17 protein-coding genes and 1 tRNA gene are annotated in these 21,227 nt (G+C 35.7%); 5 read left to right on the forward strand and 13 right to left on the reverse strand.

The features are described 5' to 3' along the window. Window positions 1-216: 216 nt before the first annotated feature. From FJR05_RS25235 to FJR05_RS25270, 8 genes are all read right to left on the reverse strand, one after another. A complete protein-coding gene (locus tag FJR05_RS25235; RefSeq protein WP_168646639.1) occupies window positions 217-474 on the reverse strand; it encodes a hypothetical protein in 258 nt (85 codons plus the stop codon). Between the two features lie 74 nt (window positions 475-548). Further along, entirely contained in the window at window positions 549-812 is a 264-nt protein-coding gene (locus FJR05_RS25240) for a hypothetical protein (RefSeq protein ID WP_168646640.1), read from the reverse strand. A 139-nt stretch (window positions 813-951) separates the two neighbouring features. Continuing rightward, a complete protein-coding gene (locus FJR05_RS25245; protein ID WP_168646641.1) occupies window positions 952-2,487 on the reverse strand; it encodes an HlyD family efflux transporter periplasmic adaptor subunit in 1,536 nt (511 codons plus the stop codon). A gap of 70 nt (window positions 2,488-2,557) precedes the next feature. Next, window positions 2,558-5,278: a peptidase domain-containing ABC transporter gene (locus FJR05_RS25250; protein ID WP_168646642.1), complete on the reverse strand. Its 2,721-nt coding sequence runs from the start codon at window positions 5,276-5,278 to the stop codon at window positions 2,558-2,560. Between the two features lie 21 nt (window positions 5,279-5,299). Then, complete coding sequence (locus FJR05_RS25255) at window positions 5,300-5,896, reverse strand: helix-turn-helix domain-containing protein (protein ID WP_168646643.1); 597 nt, start codon at window positions 5,894-5,896, stop codon at window positions 5,300-5,302. Window positions 5,897-7,168: 1,272 nt separating this feature from the next. Further along, window positions 7,169-7,552 (reverse strand): HetP family heterocyst commitment protein, encoded by a 384-nt coding sequence (locus FJR05_RS25260; protein WP_168646644.1) that lies wholly within the window; start codon window positions 7,550-7,552, stop codon window positions 7,169-7,171. A 474-nt stretch (window positions 7,553-8,026) separates the two neighbouring features. After that, the gene (locus tag FJR05_RS25265; protein WP_168646645.1) at window positions 8,027-8,278 is read right to left on the reverse strand and encodes a hypothetical protein; all 252 of its coding nucleotides are present in this window, start codon (window positions 8,276-8,278) and stop codon (window positions 8,027-8,029) included. Between the two features lie 1,612 nt (window positions 8,279-9,890). Continuing rightward, window positions 9,891-12,263 carry a GH116 family glycosyl hydrolase gene (locus FJR05_RS25270; RefSeq protein WP_168646646.1) on the reverse strand — a complete coding sequence of 791 codons (2,373 nt, stop codon included), beginning with the start codon at window positions 12,261-12,263 and terminating at the stop codon, window positions 9,891-9,893. A gap of 1,504 nt (window positions 12,264-13,767) precedes the next feature. Between FJR05_RS25270 and FJR05_RS25275 the strand changes: the two genes are divergently transcribed. Both FJR05_RS25275 and FJR05_RS25280 read left to right on the forward strand, forming a co-directional pair. Continuing rightward, window positions 13,768-14,637, forward strand: a complete 870-nt coding sequence (locus tag FJR05_RS25275) for an aldose epimerase (protein WP_168646647.1) — start codon at window positions 13,768-13,770, stop codon at window positions 14,635-14,637. Between the two features lie 62 nt (window positions 14,638-14,699). Beyond that, window positions 14,700-14,771, forward strand: a tRNA-Lys gene (locus FJR05_RS25280). Window positions 14,772-14,865: 94 nt separating this feature from the next. Here the strand turns inward: FJR05_RS25280 and FJR05_RS25285 are convergent. The 5 genes from FJR05_RS25285 to FJR05_RS25305 all read right to left on the reverse strand — a co-directional run bounded on the left by FJR05_RS25285 (window position 14,866) and on the right by FJR05_RS25305 (window position 20,154). Beyond that, entirely contained in the window at window positions 14,866-15,108 is a 243-nt protein-coding gene (locus FJR05_RS25285; RefSeq protein WP_168646648.1) for a YgiT-type zinc finger protein, read from the reverse strand. A 281-nt stretch (window positions 15,109-15,389) separates the two neighbouring features. Next, window positions 15,390-16,772: a PP2C family protein-serine/threonine phosphatase gene (locus tag FJR05_RS25290; RefSeq protein WP_168646649.1), complete on the reverse strand. Its 1,383-nt coding sequence runs from the start codon at window positions 16,770-16,772 to the stop codon at window positions 15,390-15,392. A 774-nt stretch (window positions 16,773-17,546) separates the two neighbouring features. Further along, on the reverse strand, window positions 17,547-19,013 hold the full coding sequence (locus tag FJR05_RS25295) for a response regulator (RefSeq protein WP_254447098.1): 1,467 nt from the start codon (window positions 19,011-19,013) through the stop codon (window positions 17,547-17,549). A gap of 52 nt (window positions 19,014-19,065) precedes the next feature. Further along, window positions 19,066-19,650: a Uma2 family endonuclease gene (locus FJR05_RS25300; protein WP_168646650.1), complete on the reverse strand. Its 585-nt coding sequence runs from the start codon at window positions 19,648-19,650 to the stop codon at window positions 19,066-19,068. A gap of 81 nt (window positions 19,651-19,731) precedes the next feature. After that, window positions 19,732-20,154, reverse strand: coding sequence for a DUF29 family protein (locus FJR05_RS25305; protein WP_168646651.1), 423 nt, complete (start codon window positions 20,152-20,154; stop codon window positions 19,732-19,734). Between the two features lie 87 nt (window positions 20,155-20,241). On the opposite strand from FJR05_RS25305, the gene FJR05_RS25310 reads away from it, so the two are divergent. Genes FJR05_RS25310 through FJR05_RS25320 form a run of 3 tightly spaced genes read left to right on the forward strand, consistent with a single transcriptional unit; the run spans window position 20,242 to window position 21,213 of the window. After that, window positions 20,242-20,520, forward strand: a complete 279-nt coding sequence (locus tag FJR05_RS25310) for a hypothetical protein (RefSeq protein WP_254447105.1) — start codon at window positions 20,242-20,244, stop codon at window positions 20,518-20,520. A gap of 40 nt (window positions 20,521-20,560) precedes the next feature. Continuing rightward, window positions 20,561-20,782 carry a hypothetical protein gene (locus FJR05_RS25315; protein WP_168646652.1) on the forward strand — a complete coding sequence of 74 codons (222 nt, stop codon included), beginning with the start codon at window positions 20,561-20,563 and terminating at the stop codon, window positions 20,780-20,782. Then, window positions 20,779-21,213, forward strand: a complete 435-nt coding sequence (locus FJR05_RS25320) for a type II toxin-antitoxin system VapC family toxin (RefSeq protein ID WP_168646653.1) — start codon at window positions 20,779-20,781, stop codon at window positions 21,211-21,213. The genes FJR05_RS25315 and FJR05_RS25320 overlap by 4 nt, the downstream gene beginning before the upstream one ends. The last annotated feature ends 14 nt before the right edge of the window (window positions 21,214-21,227 follow it).

Here is a 21,227-nt window from a genome sequence, read left to right on the forward strand (position 1 = left end):
CCTACTTCTACCTACCCTATAAACTCTCGAAAGTGGGGGGAGAGTGAAAAACTACCAGTAATTCATACTCATAATACTATATCATAACATCCAGCAGTTTTCATAGAACTGTGAACAATTATCAGCAGGAACAATAAAAAAGAGGAAGTAAAAACTTCCTCGGAGATAAACGTTAAGTGGGGTGTAAAGAAGAAAAAACAACCACCTAAAAATTTTTCACAATACTAAATAGACAGCACTTCTGGCAAGATCAAGAGTAAAAATCTTATTATCATAGAAACTAAATGGACCACGATATGCTGTTTCCAAGTTATTTATACCATCATAAACAGTCGTTAATGCAACATCCGAACCACGTCCACCCAAGAAAGGTAAAGGTATAATACCAGTACCTAAAATCTGCTGTATTTGCTCTGAATTTAAGTCATCTAAAAATGTCTTTTCCTGTAAGTCAGAAATGATGATTGTAGCCATGATCTTATTTCCTCGTCAACCAGTGAACAGTTCTGCTGAGTATGAAAAAATTGCCCTTGAATGTGCTGAAATAATTACCGACCTACCCAAGCATTAACTGTCCGACCAGAATCTATCGTATTGAATTTATTATCACGAAAGCTACCTCCTCCTTCATAAGTGTTTGATATTCTATTTATACCATCATAAACGGTGGTTATAAAAACATTAGGACTTAGCCCAGGATAAAACCCTCCTAAACCTCTTCCTAATAAAGCACCTAATTCTGGTGGATTTAAATCATCAATAAAGGTTAATAAATGACTAGAATATAAGTCATTTATCACTATTTTCTTCATTGTCTTACCCTCTACATATTTAATGAAATTAACTATTTAATTCTGACATTTTTATCTTAAAAATAATCAAAAAATTGCATATTAACGCCTTTAAAAAAAGACATAATTTACTAAATTATGTCTTAAATATTAATTTTATTTAAAGCTCTAAGCCACTCTTTTGCAACTTCTTGAATGGATCTAAGATAAAGTCAATAACATGACGCTGACGAATAATTACTTCTGCGCTTGCTGTTTGTCCAGGAGTAATAGGAATCCGTTTGTTACCGACTTGAATATAAGGATTTTCCAATGCGATATCTAATTCATAAGTTTCTATGCGGTTAGAACTATTTTCTTGAACTTTAGAGTTAGGCGAAATCCAACTAATCCGTCCTGATACAATTCCATACTCTTGGAAAGGATAAGCATCAAATTTAATTTTTACTGGCATTCCTGCTTTGACAAAACCACTATTTTGACTGGGCATACGTGCCTTTAAGATCAAAGGAGCATTTTCGGGGGCAATTTGAGCAACCATTTGTCCTACTTGGACAACAGAACCAGATTTTTTGATAGGTAATTCAAAAATTATACCATCAATAGGAGAACGAATAGTTCGCTGTTTTAGTTGTAAATTCAAGGCTGTAATTTGTCCCTTTGTTTGCATCATTTCTGATTGGAGAGAAATGATTTGATTTTGAATGTCTTTAAACTGTTCTTGACTTTTTAATAAAACTAATTCTCCACCTTGCAGAGAACTTTTATAACTACTTTCTTCTTCTTGTAACCGTAGTTTTGCCTGTTCAATATCTGAGCTAACTTGATTCATTAGTGACTGATAACGACTGACTTCTTCCTTTAGTCTTAACTTTGCTGTTTGCAGATTAAATTTTGCTTCTTCTTGGGAACGTTGACTTTCTTCAGCAATTTTTTCTAATTCTACTATTTTAGTTTGAGGAATTATTCCTTCCTTTAATAGTAGATGATAACGTTTAAGTTCAGAAATATCTCGACGCAAGCGACTTGTAGCTAATCTGTAGTTAGTTTGACTAGATTGTATATTCTGTTTGGCCTGATCAACTTGAGCTAATTTTTCCAAATTTTGGAAATTATAAGCACTTTTTTTAGTCTCAAATGTTTGTTGAGCCTGATTAAGTTGCGCGATTTTTTCTAATGCTTGAGATTGATTTTGCTGACGTTGAATATTAATTGACATCAAGACTTGATTTTTTAATATTTCTAGTTGAGATTGGCGATTAATTAGCCCCTCTAATTTAGATTGTGCTTGTTGAAGTTCTGTTTGTAAAACATCAGATTCCATTGCTAATAAAACTTGTCCAGCTTTAACAGTTGCACCTTCTCTAACATTGACATTAATAACACTACCAGTTACCGCACTATCTAATTTTTGTGTTGCACCTTTGGGTTCTATTCTCCCACTAGCATTGCCCGTTTCATCAACTTTAGTTAACATTGCCCAAGGTAAAATAATAGCGGCAAAACTGACTAGTAAATACAACATGGAACGAGTCCATGCTTTTGGTAAAGCGTCTAATAATTCCTCTGTTCCATAAAACCAATCCTTGGCTTTATCTAATATCTGGACTTGTTGGTTTGTTATTAAAGTAGTAGATTCAGGTTGATGCGGTGGATTTATAGTAGTTGTTGGTTGGGTGTAAACTGACTGTGGCATAAATAATTGAAGAATTTTGGTGATAGATCCCCAACTTATGTAATAAATTGGGGATCTGGTTATTGAAAAATTAATTTGTTTGTGCTAATTGTTGTTGATTAAGATAGAAATAATGTCCTCTTTTGGTGATTAATTGTTCATGTGTACCGCTTTCTACTAAAACACCACGATCTAAGACTAAAATTAGATCAGCATGACGAACTGTAGAAAGACGGTGAGCAATAATTACACTTGTACGTCCTTGCAGGATTTTTTTGAGGTTGTTCTGAATAATCCGTTCTGATTCGGCATCCAGGTGACTTGTGGCTTCATCTAATATTAAAAGTCGGGGATTTCCTAATAATGCGCGGGCAATTGCTAACCGTTGGCGTTGTCCTCCAGATAACATTCCTCCCCCTTCACCAATTTGAGTTTCATAACCCATTGGCATTCTTTTAATAAACTCATCTGCACCTGCAAGTCTGGCTGCTTCCATAATCTCTTCTAAAGAGGCTTCTGGATGAGCAATTGTGATATTTTCCCGAATTGTTCCCCCAAATAAAAAGGTATCTTGATCAACAACACCAATTTGCGATCGCAAGGAATGTAAGGAAATACTAGTAACATCTTGATTGTCAATCAAAACTCTTCCATCTGTCGCTAGATATAAACCCAAAATTAACTTAGAAAGTGTTGTTTTTCCCGAACCACTGCGACCAACAACTGCTACAGTTTGTTCAGGCAAGATTTCAAAACTGAGATTTTCTAAAATATTAATCTCACTTTCAGGATGATAGCGAAAGGTAACATTATTAAAACTAATTCTCCCAACTAATCTGGGGAGAAACTGCCGAGGTTTCTGTTCTAAATCTTCCTCTGGCTGTGCTTCTAAGACATCATTAATTCGTTCTGTGGCGACAATTACTTCCTGTAACTGATTCCACAAAATAATTAATCGTTGGAAAGGCTGTATAATATTGCCTAATAACATATTAAAGGCAACTAATTGACCAATGGTAAGTTGATTTTGAATCACCAACCAAGCGCCAAACCATAATAATCCTGTACTTGCCAAGGATTGAATAGTAGAACTAACTAATTGCAGTTGATTACTAATTACTTGACCACTAAAGTTCTTTTTGATTAAATTATTTAGTAATTCTTCCCAATGCCAACGCACCGTTTGTTCAATAGCCATTGAACGAATCGAAGAAATGCCAGTCAAGCTTTGAATTAAATAACTATTTTCCAGTGTTCCGGCTGTAAATACCTCCCGACTAATCCGCCGCAAAAATGGTGTGGCAAAGAATGTTAAAATCACAAATGGTGGTACAATTGCTAATGTCATTAATGCCATTGGTGGACTATACCAAAACATTAATCCTACATAAACAAAGACCGTTAGTAAATCCAAACCAATAGAAAGAGCTTCACCCGTTAGAAAACGTTGAATTTTTTGATTTTCTTGGACACGGGAGACAATATCCCCGACATAACGAGATTCAAAAAATGCCAGCGGTAGACTAAATGTATGTTTAATAAAACCTACCATTAACGCAACACTAATGCGGTTGGCGGTGTGATCTAGTAAATATTGTCTTAACCCATTAATGGCAACCCGAAACAACCCAAAAATTAACAATCCAAACCCGACAGTATTTAAAGTTAAAACACTGCCTTGAACAATGACTCTATCTAATAGAAGTTGCGTAAATAAGGGCGTAATTAATCCAAATATTTGAATTAATACTGAAGCAAGAAATACTTCTAGGAGAACTTGAGAATGAGGTTTAACTAAATCCAATAACTGCCAAAATGGCGTGTTAGCTTCTAGGGTTTTTTTGAGTGAAGCTGTAGGTTGTAATAGTAAAGCGTAACCAGTCCAACCTGCGAGAAATTCCTTGGTAGTCAGCCGACGTTGACCAATGGCAGGATCGGCAATAATTACCTGTTTTTTGGTAATTTCATAGACAACAATGTAATGTTTGCCTTGCCAATGAGCGATCGCAGGTAAAGGCTGTTGAGCAAATTTATCCAAACTGGCTTTTACCGGACGGGTAGCAAAACCCAGGCTTTCCGCCGCCGCACTCAAACTCCGCATAGATGCACCACTCCGGCTAATATTAGCCAGATCCCGCAGCCGATTAATACTCAGGTTTTTCCCCCAATAACGACCAACCATAACTAAGCAAGCAGCACCACAATCCGCCGCACTTTGTTGTTCAAAAAATGGGTAGCGTTTAGTAAATTTCCGCCACCAATTGCCAGCAATAACAGTAGGAATAGGAAAATATTGAGAGCGTTTCTTTGTTACTGTTGGTGCGGGAATAATTGGTTGAGAGAAATTAACAACTTTGCCATTTTTTGGCAATTCAACAATCGGTATATCTGGAGACTTAGGACTGTTAATTAACTCTGCCTTATTCAGCAAAAAATTATAAACAGGAGGAAATTCTCCCATAACATTTTTCACCGTTTTTTCGGGAAGATAGGCAACCTTTAAATTCACAGAAGCTCTAGCAACATAACTGCTAAAATCTTGGTCTGGAAATAAAGTTAACTCCCCAAATGATGATCCTGGCGTGAGAGTATTAATTAAATTGTTGGAGCTATCAAGTAATCTCACCTTACCCGACAGCACAATATAAATTCCCGGATTTGCTGTAGTCGCTTGCCAAAATTGCTTTGCTACTGGCGGCTCAATAATTTCTAAAGCCTTGATACAATCCGTAACTACTTGATCTGATAATCCATCACCCAAAACTTGCTTAATATATGTAGCTAACTGTTCCTGAGAAAACGCTGATAGCATTTCCTAACCTCCAAAACACTATTATTTATTGGTCTGCATGAGATTAAATGACCAATGAAAACTAGGTTCAGGTAGAGAATGCAAATCACTAATTTTAATTGCCAAATCCTGATTTTCAGTAGTTATCAATGGGGAACTTTTACGTTTAGTAGACAGTCCCATTTGTTTAAGGAGGCGATTAATGTGGCGATCGCTAATTTGAATTCCCAACTCCTTCGCCAAATGTTTACTCAACCATTGCGCCGTCCAATCACCAAAAGCATAGCCATATTCACGGGGACTACAATTAACTAATTCCTTCAACCTTTCAATATATTCATCATTAACAATCTTTGGTCTACCCAATGGTCGCTGATTCCATTTATGCGCCATCCCCGCCTCAGCAATACCTATCCAGTATCTCGCCATCTCCTGAGAACAACCAATCATTTCACAAATATGAGTTTGCGACTTTCCCATATCTGCTAACAACATAATCTCAATTCGTCGCCGATATTCTGGTTGCGAATTATTTTGTAAATTTTTTAGCAACACTTTCCGCTGAAAAGGTGTTAAAAACTTACTTTCATAAGTATCGTAAATATTCACAACCTGATCTTGATGAGAATAAGATGACATAATTCTTACCAGTTGCTTTCTACTTTCAAATTCGGGCAAATTCATCTATTACATCTATTGCTAAAATCCAGATGCAAAAACTTTCACAGATATGCAATATTTAATCTGTAGGATGTTTCCTGAATATTCATGTAATTCTCAATATCTATGTAACAGGCATAGCTGTTATGTCCCCCCAATAAACAGCATTGTCTGGCAAAACACCCATAAATAAACGCCCAATATTTAGCTTGCTAATGCCAAAAGTCTCCCCCACCTCAAAACCCCTAAAATCTGGTTTTAGCTGACTGCTGACCACTGATAGCTGAATGCTAACTAACTAATAATTACGGAACTCTTCAAAAATTGTAGCCTCACACTAAATAAACTTAAGCAGAATGTAATCTATCTCTTACACTATCCTAAAAATAGAAAACTCTCATCAGCAAACTTTCTTAAATAGGAAACTGTTTGTCTGATAGCAGGGCATTAGTCATTTAGTTTAGATAAAAAAGTGACAAAGCTTTAATTCTTATCTTTAAATTCTGCTACATCTTCTTCTAAAATTTATATAAAAAATAAAATCTTCATCTAAACTTCATGAAAACTTTATAAAAAATTTATATTAACTTAAAGCTGATAAAAATATATTGAGTAAATTTCAGGAAATCCTCTTGTAGAATTTTATATACATGAACAAGCATCTGTAAAATTATCACAAATTATAATTACTGTTATATCAATTGCCAGTTGACATAACAGTAATAATTTGTAAGTAAAAGCATGATTTCACCATAACCTTTCCCTTTCCTAATCTACCTTAATAACTAAAGTTAGCCAAACCTTAGTCACCGGAAATTTGGTAGTAGAAGTTATCTAGCCATATCAATTTTACTAGGGTAATCCACCACCCCAATTGAAAAGCATTCAAACTTATCAGGAAAGAGAACCACCTTTAGTTATGGTTCATCAGTCTTAATGAAGAATTTATTTAATTAATCAGAACTGAATGCCAAAACAATCAGCCCCTATCTTTCATGTACAGACACAAACAGTTTTTTTGGAAAAAATGTAATTAGTCTGCTCTTTCATGTACAGACACAAACAGTTTTTTGGGAAAAATGCAATTAGTCTGCCATGAATCATTGTTTAGGTTGCTATTTCTAATCTATAGGATGTTATCAGTGTATATTTGCCATTCTGGCAGATTTTTACAACGAAGTCAGTAATTGCAGTTACTCACATTTTCAATCAACTGATCTGAGTAACAAGCAATTACGAGATTATCAGCAACTATGCCGACTTTTTTTCTCTACTATTGGCGCGTGCTTCAGCATGATGCTTGCCTCCCACTTCCATATAGGCTATATCCTTAATCTTACTTAAACAGTTAGATGCCAGATTGCCCTCGGATCTTTTCTCTGTGGTGGGTTTAGCAATTTTGAGAGTTTCATTATTTTGGGGATTGGAACGACTCATGCGAGCATTTTCTTTGAGGATGCGGTTATAAGTCCGATAAGGGATATAGTGCATGGGATTATAGCCCACGAATCGTAACATTAAAACACAAGCCCAAGAATACTTCCCTGCTAAAATCGCTTCGACTACTTGGTCTAACTGTTCGGGATGGATTTTTGGTTCTAAGTTGTTACCACTGCCAGCAATATCTTGATTCATAATCTTAGTTCTTCTTGAATTGAGTAAATTAGTCCAGTTTGACGCAAATGCGATGGTCTTCAGCCAAATTGCGGTTGCGGGAATGACCAGAACCTATAAATAATCAATTGGTGGCAGATGTTAAAAAGAGTAACAACTTGTTGCAAAAATAGGGTAATTGTGAACACGGATACCTGGAGATAACGGATTTTAGAGAACTGTATTCCTAAAATTACCCGTTGAACTGAGCTAAAAAACGCATTTGACCTGATGATTTTTTTCATAACCTGACCTGTGATTGAAAACCTGATTGTTTTTAATCAAGCCTCTGTACTACTGTGCTGGCCGTGTATACCCTGATTTTCCAAGTAGTTTTACAGTTTTCAATTAGTAATATCTATAGCTCACAGAAATAATATGTATTAATTATGTCTGGGCTTTAGATTTATACTTACTAATGAATCAAAGGTAAAAATTTACCAAATTTTCTGATTTCTACCGAGAGGAATGGAGTTCGACGTAGCTTTTCGTAGATGCTGTTGTGTACTGTTGAAACTTCCAAGTGGAAATTTTTGGCTTCACCCTAGTTACTGCTGTATAACTTCTTACCATTGCTTTTGCTGCTTCTGCTGTAAAAGCGGACAATTGCACAGGTGGAATCAGGAAAACCATTAATTTCTCAATTTCAAAAGCCACATTTTTATTTATACTATTTTTTGTCGCTAATGTCATCTGCCAAGGTGGCAAGATTTAAGTTAAATTTACTGAACTTATCTAGATATTTACTTATGTCTTGTGCAAGTTTGGGTTTTGTCCCCACTTGGCAAAAAATGAGGGGTGTTACCCCCCACTTTAATCTCAATGGCAGATGTTATTATTGTCATACAAGACAAAAACACCACTAATATGGTTTTCCTAAGCTCCTAATATATAAATAGTTTTAATGGACAGTCATACCCCAAAAAATTAAATTTTTATTGAAACAAAAAATGTTTAAATTTCCGCTTTATTTCTATATAATCTTTGCTGTATAAGCATTGTATGGATTTTTGATATTGACAAATAGATATACATATCAATTAATAAACAATTCCAAAATTAGCAAAATGTTTTCTTGTGAATACACTAATATTGTCGGTTAATTAATTTCATGAAGATGGTGAATTTTGGATAAAGAAGACATCTAGCTAGATATGGATAACAAAAACTGTATCACCATGAACCTTTAACTATTATCTTATTTGTTTACTGATAGCTATTTATTTATTAGGCAGTATTGCCATTCACTGAAATTAGTAAACTGCTAATTATATGTATACAATTTATTGCTATAAGTAAGATTACAGGATGTTAATTAAGATAATTCTGTAGAAATAACTATCATTATTTATTGCCAATTACCGCAAATTCTTTTGGTTAAAGCCGATACTTCGGTATCAAATCAGAATTGAGTTCCTATGGCTAAGGAATTTTTAATAGATTCAATCGGCTAAAATTGGCAGATGTGAACTGCTGCTGTTCAAGGTTGAGTAAAAATTACCAACTTGGATTTTCTGGATAACTTCCCCAAAAATTCATGAGATAATTGCTTGACAGATAAGAATGAGGAAGTTATAGTGTAACTCCCAAGCTGTTTAAGCTGTTAAACAACAAGGGTATTTTTCAAGGGATCTATACTGATCAAAATTTTTGACTATTGGCAAACTAACTGGGAACTTATCACCAATACTGCGAGTCATAGATACCAACAACCGCGTTTGAACCTGACCAACCTGATTAAATAGCTTGATAAAGCTCCTGCTGTCCTTGCTTTATTCAACTATCCTGCAACTACTCATATTTTTATACAATTGGAGTCTACTGATAAATTCTCATCTGTTGTCAACTAGATTGGAGAATTTTTTTGGCTGGGTAATTTCAATTTTTTAATCTACCACATCCCTAAATCAATTAGAGAATCAGTGATTGTGTTTTTGCGAATGGGAAAAAAGTTAATTGCAGTGATTACCATTTAAACGTGCTATCATTGCCATAGCTTATGCTAAATTGCTGACTGCTCATTTTTCAGTGGCTTTGTAAGCGCCAGTTAACCCAATGATACTTGAGCAGAAAATTTGTCCATGTTGGGTGGAAACGACTAATTTTATGTTCTGTGTGGGTTTAGAAGTGATTTTTGTCGCTAAATCAGGGAAAAGAAGTGTATCTTAAGACATTGATTTTCAGATTTAAGTTCCTCAACTCTTAACCATTACTAATTTTTTCGCACAATTCCGGAAACAACAGGAAAATAAAATTGCATAACAAGAATAACAATATCCCCGACTTCTTGAAGAAGTCGGGGATCTGAAAAGTGTTAAACTTAAGGAATTAGTAAATAAATTCCCCAAATAGCCATAGGGCGGAGATAGGTACTAGCACGGAAAGTACCATTAGCGGTGATTGCTTCGGGGGTGCGGAATTGCAAGCCATTGTCGTAAATTTGCTTCACTACAGCCTCAGTTAACCGCATGGCTTCATTTTTCATGTCCATTTGCACTAAGAAGGCTGCTAGACCAAAATTGATGCCTGTCCAAACTTCCAAAGGATGGGTAGAATTGGGATTTTCGGGTAAACCATTGGGAAGAACACCGTTAGCAGCGCCGAATTTACCATTTTGGAATTTGAGAAAACAGGCATCGTATACTTTTGTTAAGGCGGATAAAGCGCGATCGCTGGGGACAATATCTGGTAAACTCAATAGACGAGCGTAGAATTGCCCACACAATTGGTCAGCCATGACGACATCAGAACCACTGTCACTATCCAGACGGTAATATTCACCATTCCAAAGTTTTTCTTGATAAATTGGTTTTGATTGATTTAACCAAGTTTGATAAATTGATTTTTGGGTTTTTGTGTCTTTGTGTTCTGCTAAAATATCACTGATAGCGATCGCACTTTCCAAAGCAGCTAACCACAAACCACCACAATAGGCGCTGACACCTTGTAAACGCCAATCATCGAAAGTTTGGTCGGGAGCGCCAGAATTTTCGGGTATACTGTCACCATCGAGATCAAATGTTTTCACATAATCGAGAGTTTGGACAATAGCATCCCAACAATCTGCTAAAAACTGGATATCATTTGCACCAGTGAAGAGATAATCTCGATATACCTGCAAGACAAAATCACAACCTAAGTCTTTCCATAGGTTGCAATCTTGATAACTAGTGTAATTGGTTTTTTCCCAAACCCATTCATTAGGTGCGCCTAAATCGTGGGGTGTCGCACCGGCAATTTTCCGAACTGCGTTAGGACTTTCTGATTTGATGGTGAGATAATAACCGATAATTCTAGTTCTATCATCACTTTGGGGAATTGCTCTGGCAAAAGCGCGAATTACGGATTTTTCCAGTTCAGGAAATAACATCAATAAACCAAAAGAACCGTATAACCGCACATCTAGACTTTCATACCAACGGTAGTCTAAACATTCTAACACAGCAAATTGACCGACGGAATCAATTTCTGAGGATGCACTCCAGAGAGTTCCACCGCTGGTTAAGTCGTAGAGTTCGTTGAATAATGCCATTTTGAACCAGTCGGGTAAGTCAGAACGGTTGATAATTGGTTGTTGCCAGGATTGGATGTGCGATCGCCAATTCTGATATTCTTTAAGAGCAGTAGTGGCAATCTGCCAAGCATTCTCACCATTACAACCGAAAAAGTCTGTATATCTGCGGTAATAGTTCACTCCCTCTGCAAATTCCGTGACGGGAAAATCCCAACTGAGAACAAAAGGAACTTCTAAATTTTCCCCAGGTTGCAAAGTAACCCGCACCGCAATTGCTGCACCTAAACGGGTATTTTCATCAGCGGGAGTTTCATTTAGATAATTAGGTAAAGAACCATTTTCAGAAAAACTTTGCCAAACATCTTCACCATTACCCACAGGATTAAAACGGGAATGATGAAATATCTCAACTTGAGGATTTTTTGCAGTCGCAATACACCAAGTTCCGTCTCCTTCTTGAACAGTCTTACTATCAGAAACTTGACCTAAAACGCAACCAAAATATTGATCATCTTCTGCTATGCAATTATAATTACCTTGACTTTCTCCCCAGCGTGGTACATATTCATAAACTGGACTACCATCATCTCTAACTCTCACTTCGGGAGATTTTAAAGTATTAGTAAACCAACCCACCATATTTTCCCAAGTTAGCATAATGCTAATAGTAATTGGTGCATTTGTGGGGTTATGTGCCTTCCACAAAAAAACCGCAACCGGATAACTTGCTTCTTGATAATTATCTGCCCAAATTGGGGAAAATTGCTCACAAGTTAATTGAGTTTTTAAGACATTTTCATAAACAAACCAACTGCGGGGATAAAGTGCATGATATGTACCTGAACTCTGTTCCTGAGAAGGTGGATACCATTGCCAAGATTGCAGTGTATGATCTTCTGGAGGTTGTGTAGATAATGCGTAAGCTTGTCCAGATTCAAAAATACTAAATTGACAAGCGGGAACATTTCTAAAAGTATGTTCTCCTCCGTCAATGTGCCACAGATTAAAATCTCCTCGTGAAGAACGTCCTATACACCCTGCACCAAAGCCACCAAGAGGCATTCCGTGCCAGGGACCATCATCAATATTACTAGGATAACGGACGGTGTAGGGTTTATCCCAGCCTAAGCCAAGGGGACGTTTCCAGGTGCAGGGGGGTATTTGGGGGTGGTTTGTCATGGTTTGAGTTTCACGGGTTGACGCTATGAAGACTAGCGCGATGTGTGATTTTTCTCAAGTCAATCATGAAAATATTTTTATTTCGCTGAAAATTTCCTAATCTTACTAAGAAGTTAGAAAATAAGTAAATTGTCTGCATCAGGATATCCAGGATTACAGGATTTACAGGATGTTTTTTATGAAATATGGGTTTTGGTAAATGATAGAAAATATATTATTGCGGCTGAAACTACCCTGTGACCCTTGGCTTTCCAAACCAACTTCCCCGCAAGGGGATGGAAACTACTATCCCTGACTTCTGTGATAATTAATGTGATAAATAAGAAGATGGTTAAAAGTTGTCGGGTATCTGAAATTCTCAATTGTCAGAATCAGGTGGTTATCGAGCGAAGTCGAGATAATATCCAGGATTAAAGGATGTACAGGATGGTAATTTTTAGATGGTTTGTTGGTGATGAAAGTTGTATTTGTCAGAATCAGGATAACCAGGATTAAAGGATTTACAGGATATTATTTTGAAATGTTTGATTTACAATATGATCTTTTAAAATTTATAAGTTATTAAAGAATATTTATTGAATATGTAATCATCAATTTTAAAATTGAAAACATGAGAATTAAACCTTCAAATCCCCACCAAAAATCATCCCACAACATCCTGTGAATCCTCAAATCCTGGAAATCCTGATTCTGACAAAATAAAAATCACCAACACCCCACCAAACATCATTCAATAACATTCTGAAAATCCTCAAATCCTGGATATTATCTCGACTTCGCTCGATAACCACCTGATTCTGACAATTAAATAAACTTACTTGTCTATCTCAAATTCTAACCATGTTCCCCCGTTTTACATCTACTGTAATTGCATCTTCATTCTGAGATCCAAGATAACGGTTTGGTATTTTGGTGATGAGGACAAATATTATTTTCTTATTTCCCTTACTTCTGGGGTTGATTTGGGAAATAATTATCTTGATAAATAAAAACCCTATATATATGAGCGCACACTCTTCCACTCATACCATTAGCATACCCGAAACTTGAAACACTGTCAAGACCCCAAGCTGAAATCACCAAAACTCGTTTGATTATTGAGAATATTCTCAATAATCATGAGAATAGACCCCTGTTTATTGAGCTGACTTTTCCCGTTATCTTTCTAATTGAGCGATTCCTACGGAGCGCTTCGCTATCGCCCAGTATAACCCCCGCTCCAAAGTCCTATTTTCTCGTTGATTATTTTCATTAAAGGTCGCTTGTTGAGAATTAGGCTATAGTCTAAAACCCTTGTTAATTGGGAGTTTCACGACTTAACGGGAAAAGTCAGGTTTATTGAGAAAGTTCTTTTTTATCAAAATCCCATACAAATGATCATGGTGGAATTTGTGGGCATGACAACCTACAATTGGGGAGAAAGGTAGAAAAATCGCAATATGTATTGCCTGTTTCCTCTTGCCTGTTCATAAGCACAAACTTCCACACCAATCTACTGGCTATTATGTTTACCATTGACATTCAAGAACAACAATACAAAACCTACATCCTGTCTGATAAAACCGCTGGTACACAAATAGAAGTCGTCCCCGAAAGAGGTGGTATCATTACTCGTTGGCTGGTGCAAGGTCAAGAAATCTTCTATATGGACAGCGATCGCTTTACCCATCCTGATTTGAGTGTTAGAGGTGGTAATCCCATTTTGTTTCCTCTGTGCGGTAACTTACCTGATAATACTTACAGCGTTGAGGGAAAACCGTATACTATTAAACAACATGGCTTTGCGCGGGAATTGCCTTGGACAGCAACAGCGCAAAATACCCAAGGTAATGCTAGTCTAACAGTAGTTCTCAGCAGCAACGAGGAAACAAAGGCAGTTTATCCTTTTGATTTTGAATTGGCTTTTACCTACGAACTCCAAGGTAATACCTTAGTAGTGCGTCAGGAATATAAAAATCTGTCATCTACACCCATGCCATTTTCCGCTGGTTTCCACCCTTATTTTCTCTGTGGTGACAAAAATCAGCTAGAAGTAGAACTTCCTTCTGGACAATACCAAGATAACAAAACCAAGGAATTTCACGCTTTTAACGGCAAATTTGATTTTAACCAAGATGAAATTGATTTTGCCTTTGGCGGACTAACCAGTAAATCAGCCACAGTCACAGATAACAACCGCAAATTGAAGCTAACCCTAGATTACGATGATTTCTCTACCTGGTTGGTGTTTTGGACTGTCAAGGGCAAAGATTTCTACTGTCTAGAGCCTTGGAGCGCCACCCGCAATGCTTTCAACACTGGTGAAAACCTGACTGTGTTAGCGCCGGGAGCTAGTTGTTCTGCTGCTTTCCAGTTAACGGCAAGTTTTTTCTAGAAACCCCTTGACAAAACCATAGCTGTTGATGGTATATTGATAAAGTTGGAAAAACAGCAAAAGGGTGGCTAACTCAACGGTAGAGTACTCGGCTTTTAACCGATTTGTTCCGGGTTCGAATCCCGGGCCACCCATTTTTAAGACTTAAGTATAATTGCCTGTGCCAATTACAAGATGTAAGATTATCCAACTTAGAATAAAATTCTTCAGCTTTCTTGACTTAATCAATTAAACAGAAACGCGGAAAGATTGACCAATAACTTGAAAATCTTCGGTTTCTTGGTTTCTGAGTTTGGCACGAATTTGAGTAAATTGGCTAACAACGTCTGGTTTATAGAGCTTTTCTCCACATTTTGAACAAACTTCTGCTTCTACATGGATAACGGCGGTGTTATTGCCTCCTTTTAGCATTTTTTCAATTTGCTTAGTTTCTAATTCACCTTGACAAGTGGGACATTTTTGAGTTTTCATAAGACCTCGTTATGTGTCAATTAATCCAGTGTTGAGGCTTGGAACAATCAACAGCGACTAAAATTTTAATGCTTCTATTTTGATCATAGCCTCAAATTTTGTGAATCGGTTGATGGGTAATGTTTTCTTGATTAATTAAATTAGGAATATAGGGGGTATTATTGGGTATTTTTGGATAATTTTGTTATATATGACAGCAGAAAATATTTTATCGAACAGGAGTCACCGAGTCAGAGTTCCCTCTCTCAAAGAGTGAATTGAATTTTGTCCAACTACCCATATCAGACAATTTGCATGACAACTAATGTCATATCATCGGTATTTCGTCTATCAGAACCAATGAATTGTTCAACTTGGTCAAAGAGATATTCGACAATTTCCTGGGGACTATTGCAATACTTACAGGCTGTTCTGAAGGATGTAACAAAATTATCTTCATCAAAGCGATCGCCTCCAGCCGCCGCTGCATCCGTCAAACCATCCGTATAATAAATTACTGTATCTCCCACTTCTAACTGTGCTTGAGCATTTTCATATTCGCTATTGGCATCTAAACCAATTAACATCCCCATTGTATCTAACTGACTGACAGTTTTTGTCGCTGCGTGCCACCACAAGGGCGGATTATGGGCAGCATTACTATAAGATAAAATCCGCGTTTGTGGGTCATATTCGGAATAAAACATAGTCACAAAGCGGTGGGAATTTTCCAAATCCGCATACATAACCCGATTCAAATTTTGTAAAATTCCGGCTGGGGAGTTACCATGCAATACTTCACCGCGTAACATTCCTCGCAGCATCGTCATAATTAAACCTGCGGGAACACCTTTACCCATGACATCCCCAATCACTAAACCCCAACTAGCATTTTCTGGAGATGCTTGTGGTTTGGGTTTTAACTGATTTTGATTGGTGGGAATAAAATCATAGTAATCACCACCAACTTGATTAGCCGGTTTACAACGGGCGGCTATTGATAACCCAGGAATATTAGGACATTGACGCGGTAAAAGTCGGCGTTGAATTTCTGCACCAATTTCTAACTCTTGGTCTAAACGTTCTTTTTTTCTTAATTCTACAGATAGTTCATCATTGTCAATTGCCACTGCTGTTTGGTCTGCTACTAACCGCACTAATTTTTGTCTAGTTTCTGTCCAGCTATATTCAGGATCTCGACTCAAAACATACAGCCAACCTCGTTCTGTATGCTTGACTAAAATAGCTGTGCCAAAGATTTGCACATCTGGACCTAAAACGGCGTGCATTTGGTCATCTAGAATCCCTGTGGAAATAGCAGTAGGGACTGAGTTAGCTAAAAGAGTAATTTGACTACTAGCAGTTTCTAGGGCTTTTCTAATATTTTTTCTTTGCTGAGTATCTTGCCAATGTAATTGTTCTAATCTAATTTGTCCGTTGGGTTTATAAAGAAAAAGTGCGCTACCTTCTGCATCTGTGACTCTGGTAGCCATGAGGGGAATCAGTTCCAAAAACTGATTTAAATTATTGAAGCTTCTGAGGGCAAATCCTAAAGAACTCAGTAAATCTTGAATTTTATTTTGTTCTCGGTGCAGCCTGGACACAAGTTCCTTGAGTGCCACTACAGGAGTGACATCTGTGGCGCTGCTATTGCTATCAGTAGAATGGGGAGGGAATTGTGACACAGGTTAATATTGCAGTTAAGAATAGTAAATTTGTGATGCTTTATAAATACTCTTTCTTGATAAATTGTGAAATCATCATGGAACGAAATTCGTGATTTTAGCAAGAGTAGAAGAAATGTTGAAAGTAATTTTTTAAGTCTTGGTTAATGCTGAGAACATTTTTGATAGTTAATTTTCCATGATTATCAGTTTTCTAATTTGTTAAAAATGAGTCTTGAAGAATCAGTGATTTTTATGATTAATTAGCAGCCTCTAATTTTTTCATAACTGAATCAGTGCTTCATATATCTTGGGAAATAAAAATTTGTCACCAGCAAAGTTATCTCTATTCCTGAGAGAGTAGATATTCAGAATCATCCCACCAATAACCAGATGGATTTTTGGTGAATTAATTCCTGGTTTTTGCGTTGTGGAGATTTTGGTCAAAACATAGATGTAATCATGCTTTTAATTAAAAATTGTCTGATTATGGACTACAAACATTTAACCTATATACCATAAATTATTGAAATGTTTCCTTAGATAGATTTCTTTTCTGGAAAAATTTCGCCTATTTTTGTTCAATATTTTAAAATGTATAATTTTATGCTAGTGTTTTAACGGAGAAAGGGGCAGAAAATTAAGTTTTACCTTCTCTGCTTTAGTTGAATTGTAAAAGCCTTGATTAGTAGATTTGTTTATGCGTATTAACTGTACCAAGTAAAAATATAGTAACTAATAAAGGCGTTAGTTTATGCTTTTGCCAGCGATTTAGCTGATTGAGCAATATTAATCTTAGTAAGTAGTGTTATTAGCTGCTTGTTCGATGGGAATTTGGATAATAAATTCAGTTCCTTTGCCAATATCAGAGAAACATTCTAATTTACCATGATGTTTTTCTGTAATAATTTGATAGCTAATAGCCATGCCCATGCCCGTACCTTTACCTATTTCTTTGGTAGTAAAAAATGGGTCAAAAATGCGATTTTTCACATTTACTGAGATTCCGTTGCCATTATCAGCGATCGCAATTTGTATCCATTTTTCATCTATAATCTTTGTTCTAATGATAATCTGATCCAGGTTGGAGTTACTTTCTGTTAAATTCAGACTAGTCTTCTTTTCTTCAATAGCATCAATTGCATTTACTAAAATATTCATAAACACCTGATTTAATTGCCCCGCATAGCATTGTACTTGAGGTAAATCACCATACTCTCGAATAATCTCAATCTCTGGCTGTTCAGAATTAGCTTTCAGACGATGCTGTAAAATTAATAAAGTGCTTTCAATTCCATCATGGACATTAACTTGTTTAAATTCCGCTTCATCCATACGAGAAAAATTACGTAAAGATAAAACAATATCACGAATACGGCGAGATCCTACTTCAATAGAATTAATTATTTTAGGTATATCTGCTACTAAAAATTCTAAATTAATTCCTTCTGATAAACTTTCAATCTTTGGGTGATTATTTCCATGAATTTCTTGATATAAAGCAACTAGGCTTAACAAATCATCCATAGATTGTTTAAGATAGCTAATATTGCCATAAATAAACCCAACAGGATTATTTATTTCATGGGCAACTCCCGCTACTAATTGACCCAAACTAGACATTTTTTCACTTTGAATAGCTTGTGCCTGAGTTAATTGTATTTGCTGGAGGGCATTTTGCAACTCTAAAGTTCTTACCTCTACCCTTTCTTCCAAAGTTTCATTAATCTGTTGCAGACGAAATTCTGCTAATTTACGTTCGGTGATTTCTAACTCTAGTTCTTGATTAATTTTTGCTAACTGGGCTGTGCGTTCCTCCACTCGTTCTTCTAATTGTTGATTAATTTGTTCAATTTTTGCCTTTGCTGCTTGTAATTCTAATTGACGCTGAATACGAATCAGGACTTCTTCAATTTGAAAAGGTTTAGTAATATAATCTACGCAACCTGCATTAAAGGCTTTGACTTTATCAAAAACATCATCTAAAGCACTTAAAAATATTACAGGAATATGACGGGTAAATTCATTAGATTTCAGCCGTTTGCACACTTCATAACCATCCATGTCTGGCATATTAATATCCAACAGAATCAAATCAATGGAGGAATTTTGTGTTGCCATTAATGCAATTTTTCCGCTTTTAGCACAACGCACTTGAAAACCTTGTTCTGTAAGTACAGCCGACAAAACTCGCAAATTATCTGGCAAATCATCTACAACGAGGATTATTTGTTCACTGGCAGAAATCATAGTGGTATTCATATATGTTTTTTAATTTATCCTTTGGTGTATTCAGGGTATAAAATAAAGCCGACTATTCCTTGTCTTCAAAAGTAACATCTTGATAAATGTCTACTAAACTAATTTCAAAATCAAGATGTTGTAACTTAACAATATCATTTTCTGATTTATATTCTCGAAAAATCCATTCTCCCTCATTAGTTTTGCTATAGTGCATCACCTGATATTGATTTTGTTCCACTAAAACATATTCTTTAAATTGCGGAATAGAGCGATAAAAAGTAAATTTATCACCCTGATCATAATTTTTTGTAGATTTAGATAAAACCTCAACAATTAACAAAGGATTAGTAATAGTAGTGTTATTTTTACCTGTATAACTAGCCTGACCATCAGTTACAATTACATCAGGATAAGTATATTCTTTAAATTGTGGAATCCATAAACGCATATCTCCCATAAAAACTTCATTATTTTTGCGTCTCATGGCATATAGTAAAATCGCCGCAATAGCTAGTGTAATTTTATTATGATTACCAGTTCCCCCAGTCATTGGTATAATTTCTCCATTGCGATATTCGCTTTTATAAAGTGCTTTTTCTTCTAATTCTAAATATTCTTCAGGGGTGTAAATATATTTGCGAGTTTGTACTTGCATATTGTTTTCCTTAATTTGGTTTATTAATTGTAGATAGTTAATAGGAAAAGAATTTTTTCATTAATCAACTTCGCGCTTTATTTAATTAAAAATAAAATTTAATACCTGTTTAATAATTAATTCTTGATCTACCATATTTTTTAGGGTTAATTCATCATAAATTCCGCCAAAAGCTTCTAAAGAAGCATTATCTAAAGCTCGATTATAAGCTTCTGGTAAAATTTCTTCTATTTCTTTTTTTTCCATGTAATATCCTCCAGATTTTCTGCGTTTGTTGATCCGCTCAATTGCATCAATAGCATTGCGAATGGAAACATCCCAAGAATGAGTTGTCCTTTTTTCTGCTTGTTGTTTAATTAAATGGACTAAAAGAACTACACAATAACTATAAATTTTATTGATTTTATCTTCTTTACTCATTTCTTCTAATTCATCAATTAAAGATAGAGCCGCTTCTAGGTTGCCAGAAACCACTAATTCTCTGAGTTCTAGTAATTCTTCCATGATTTGCTCTCTCCTTGAAGTTTGCTATTTCTAGCATAGCGCTGATAACGCTATCAACGACAGATACACCACTAAGGATAACGGTTGTTGTCCAAATTTTACCAATTTCTGCTAGAGTATGAGCGATATCGCAAGCTCGATGAAAATTTGTCACCAAAGCTAAAGTTTGCTGTTTTGCGTCTTAACCCAGCAATAGATATAGTTCGTGTGCGTGATCCAGATGCTCCCCTTCTAGGAACACTAGATCCAGAACTCCTGCGTTATCTGGAAGTATTTCAACGGTTATTGGTAACATACCAAACGTTTTATGAATTTTTCCTAATACGAATGTATGCTACAATAAAGCTCAGTTTAGTTCAATTCTAGCTTAAAAAAAATTGATATTACTACTGGAGGTAGATCAAATATGCTAAACCAGTCTATTCCCGAAATGACTTTACAGGATTTAGAATCCTTAATTAATAGAATTGTTGATGAAAAAATTAATCAAATAAATTTCGCTAAACATAACAAAATAGAACAGTCTGAACTTGTTAAAAACATACATATTTTTCAAGAAAACTTAAAGCAAAAATATGGAGAATTTTCTGATTTGACAGAATTATTGCGAGAAGATAGAGACAGATGATCACAGATAAAGTCGTCATTGATAGTAGTGTAGCCATTAAATGGTTTATTGCTCAAGATTATTCATTAGAGGCAAATAAAATTCTTGATGCTTATCAATCACAACAAATTACCTTGATTGCTCCAGACTTAATTTATGCAGAAATTGGTAATATTGTTTGGAAAATACAGCGATTTCAAGGTTTAACAAATCAGGAAGCTGAGATGATACTTGATTTATTTCAGCAAATACAATTAAAAATATTCCCTGCCGATGAATTATTAAAAGATGCCTATCAGTTTGCCGTGAATTATCAAAGAACTGTCTACGATAGCCTTTACCTAGCTTTAAGCATTAGAGAAAACTGTAAATTTATCACTGCTGATGCAAAATTGTACAATGCTATTTATCCAAAAATACAAAATATTCAACTGATAAAAGATTGGATTTAAGTATGAGCGATCGC

It is taken from the genome of Dolichospermum sp. UHCC 0259, from assembly GCF_009711935.1.
In the GTDB taxonomy this organism is placed as follows: Bacteria; Cyanobacteriota; Cyanobacteriia; order Cyanobacteriales; family Nostocaceae; genus Dolichospermum.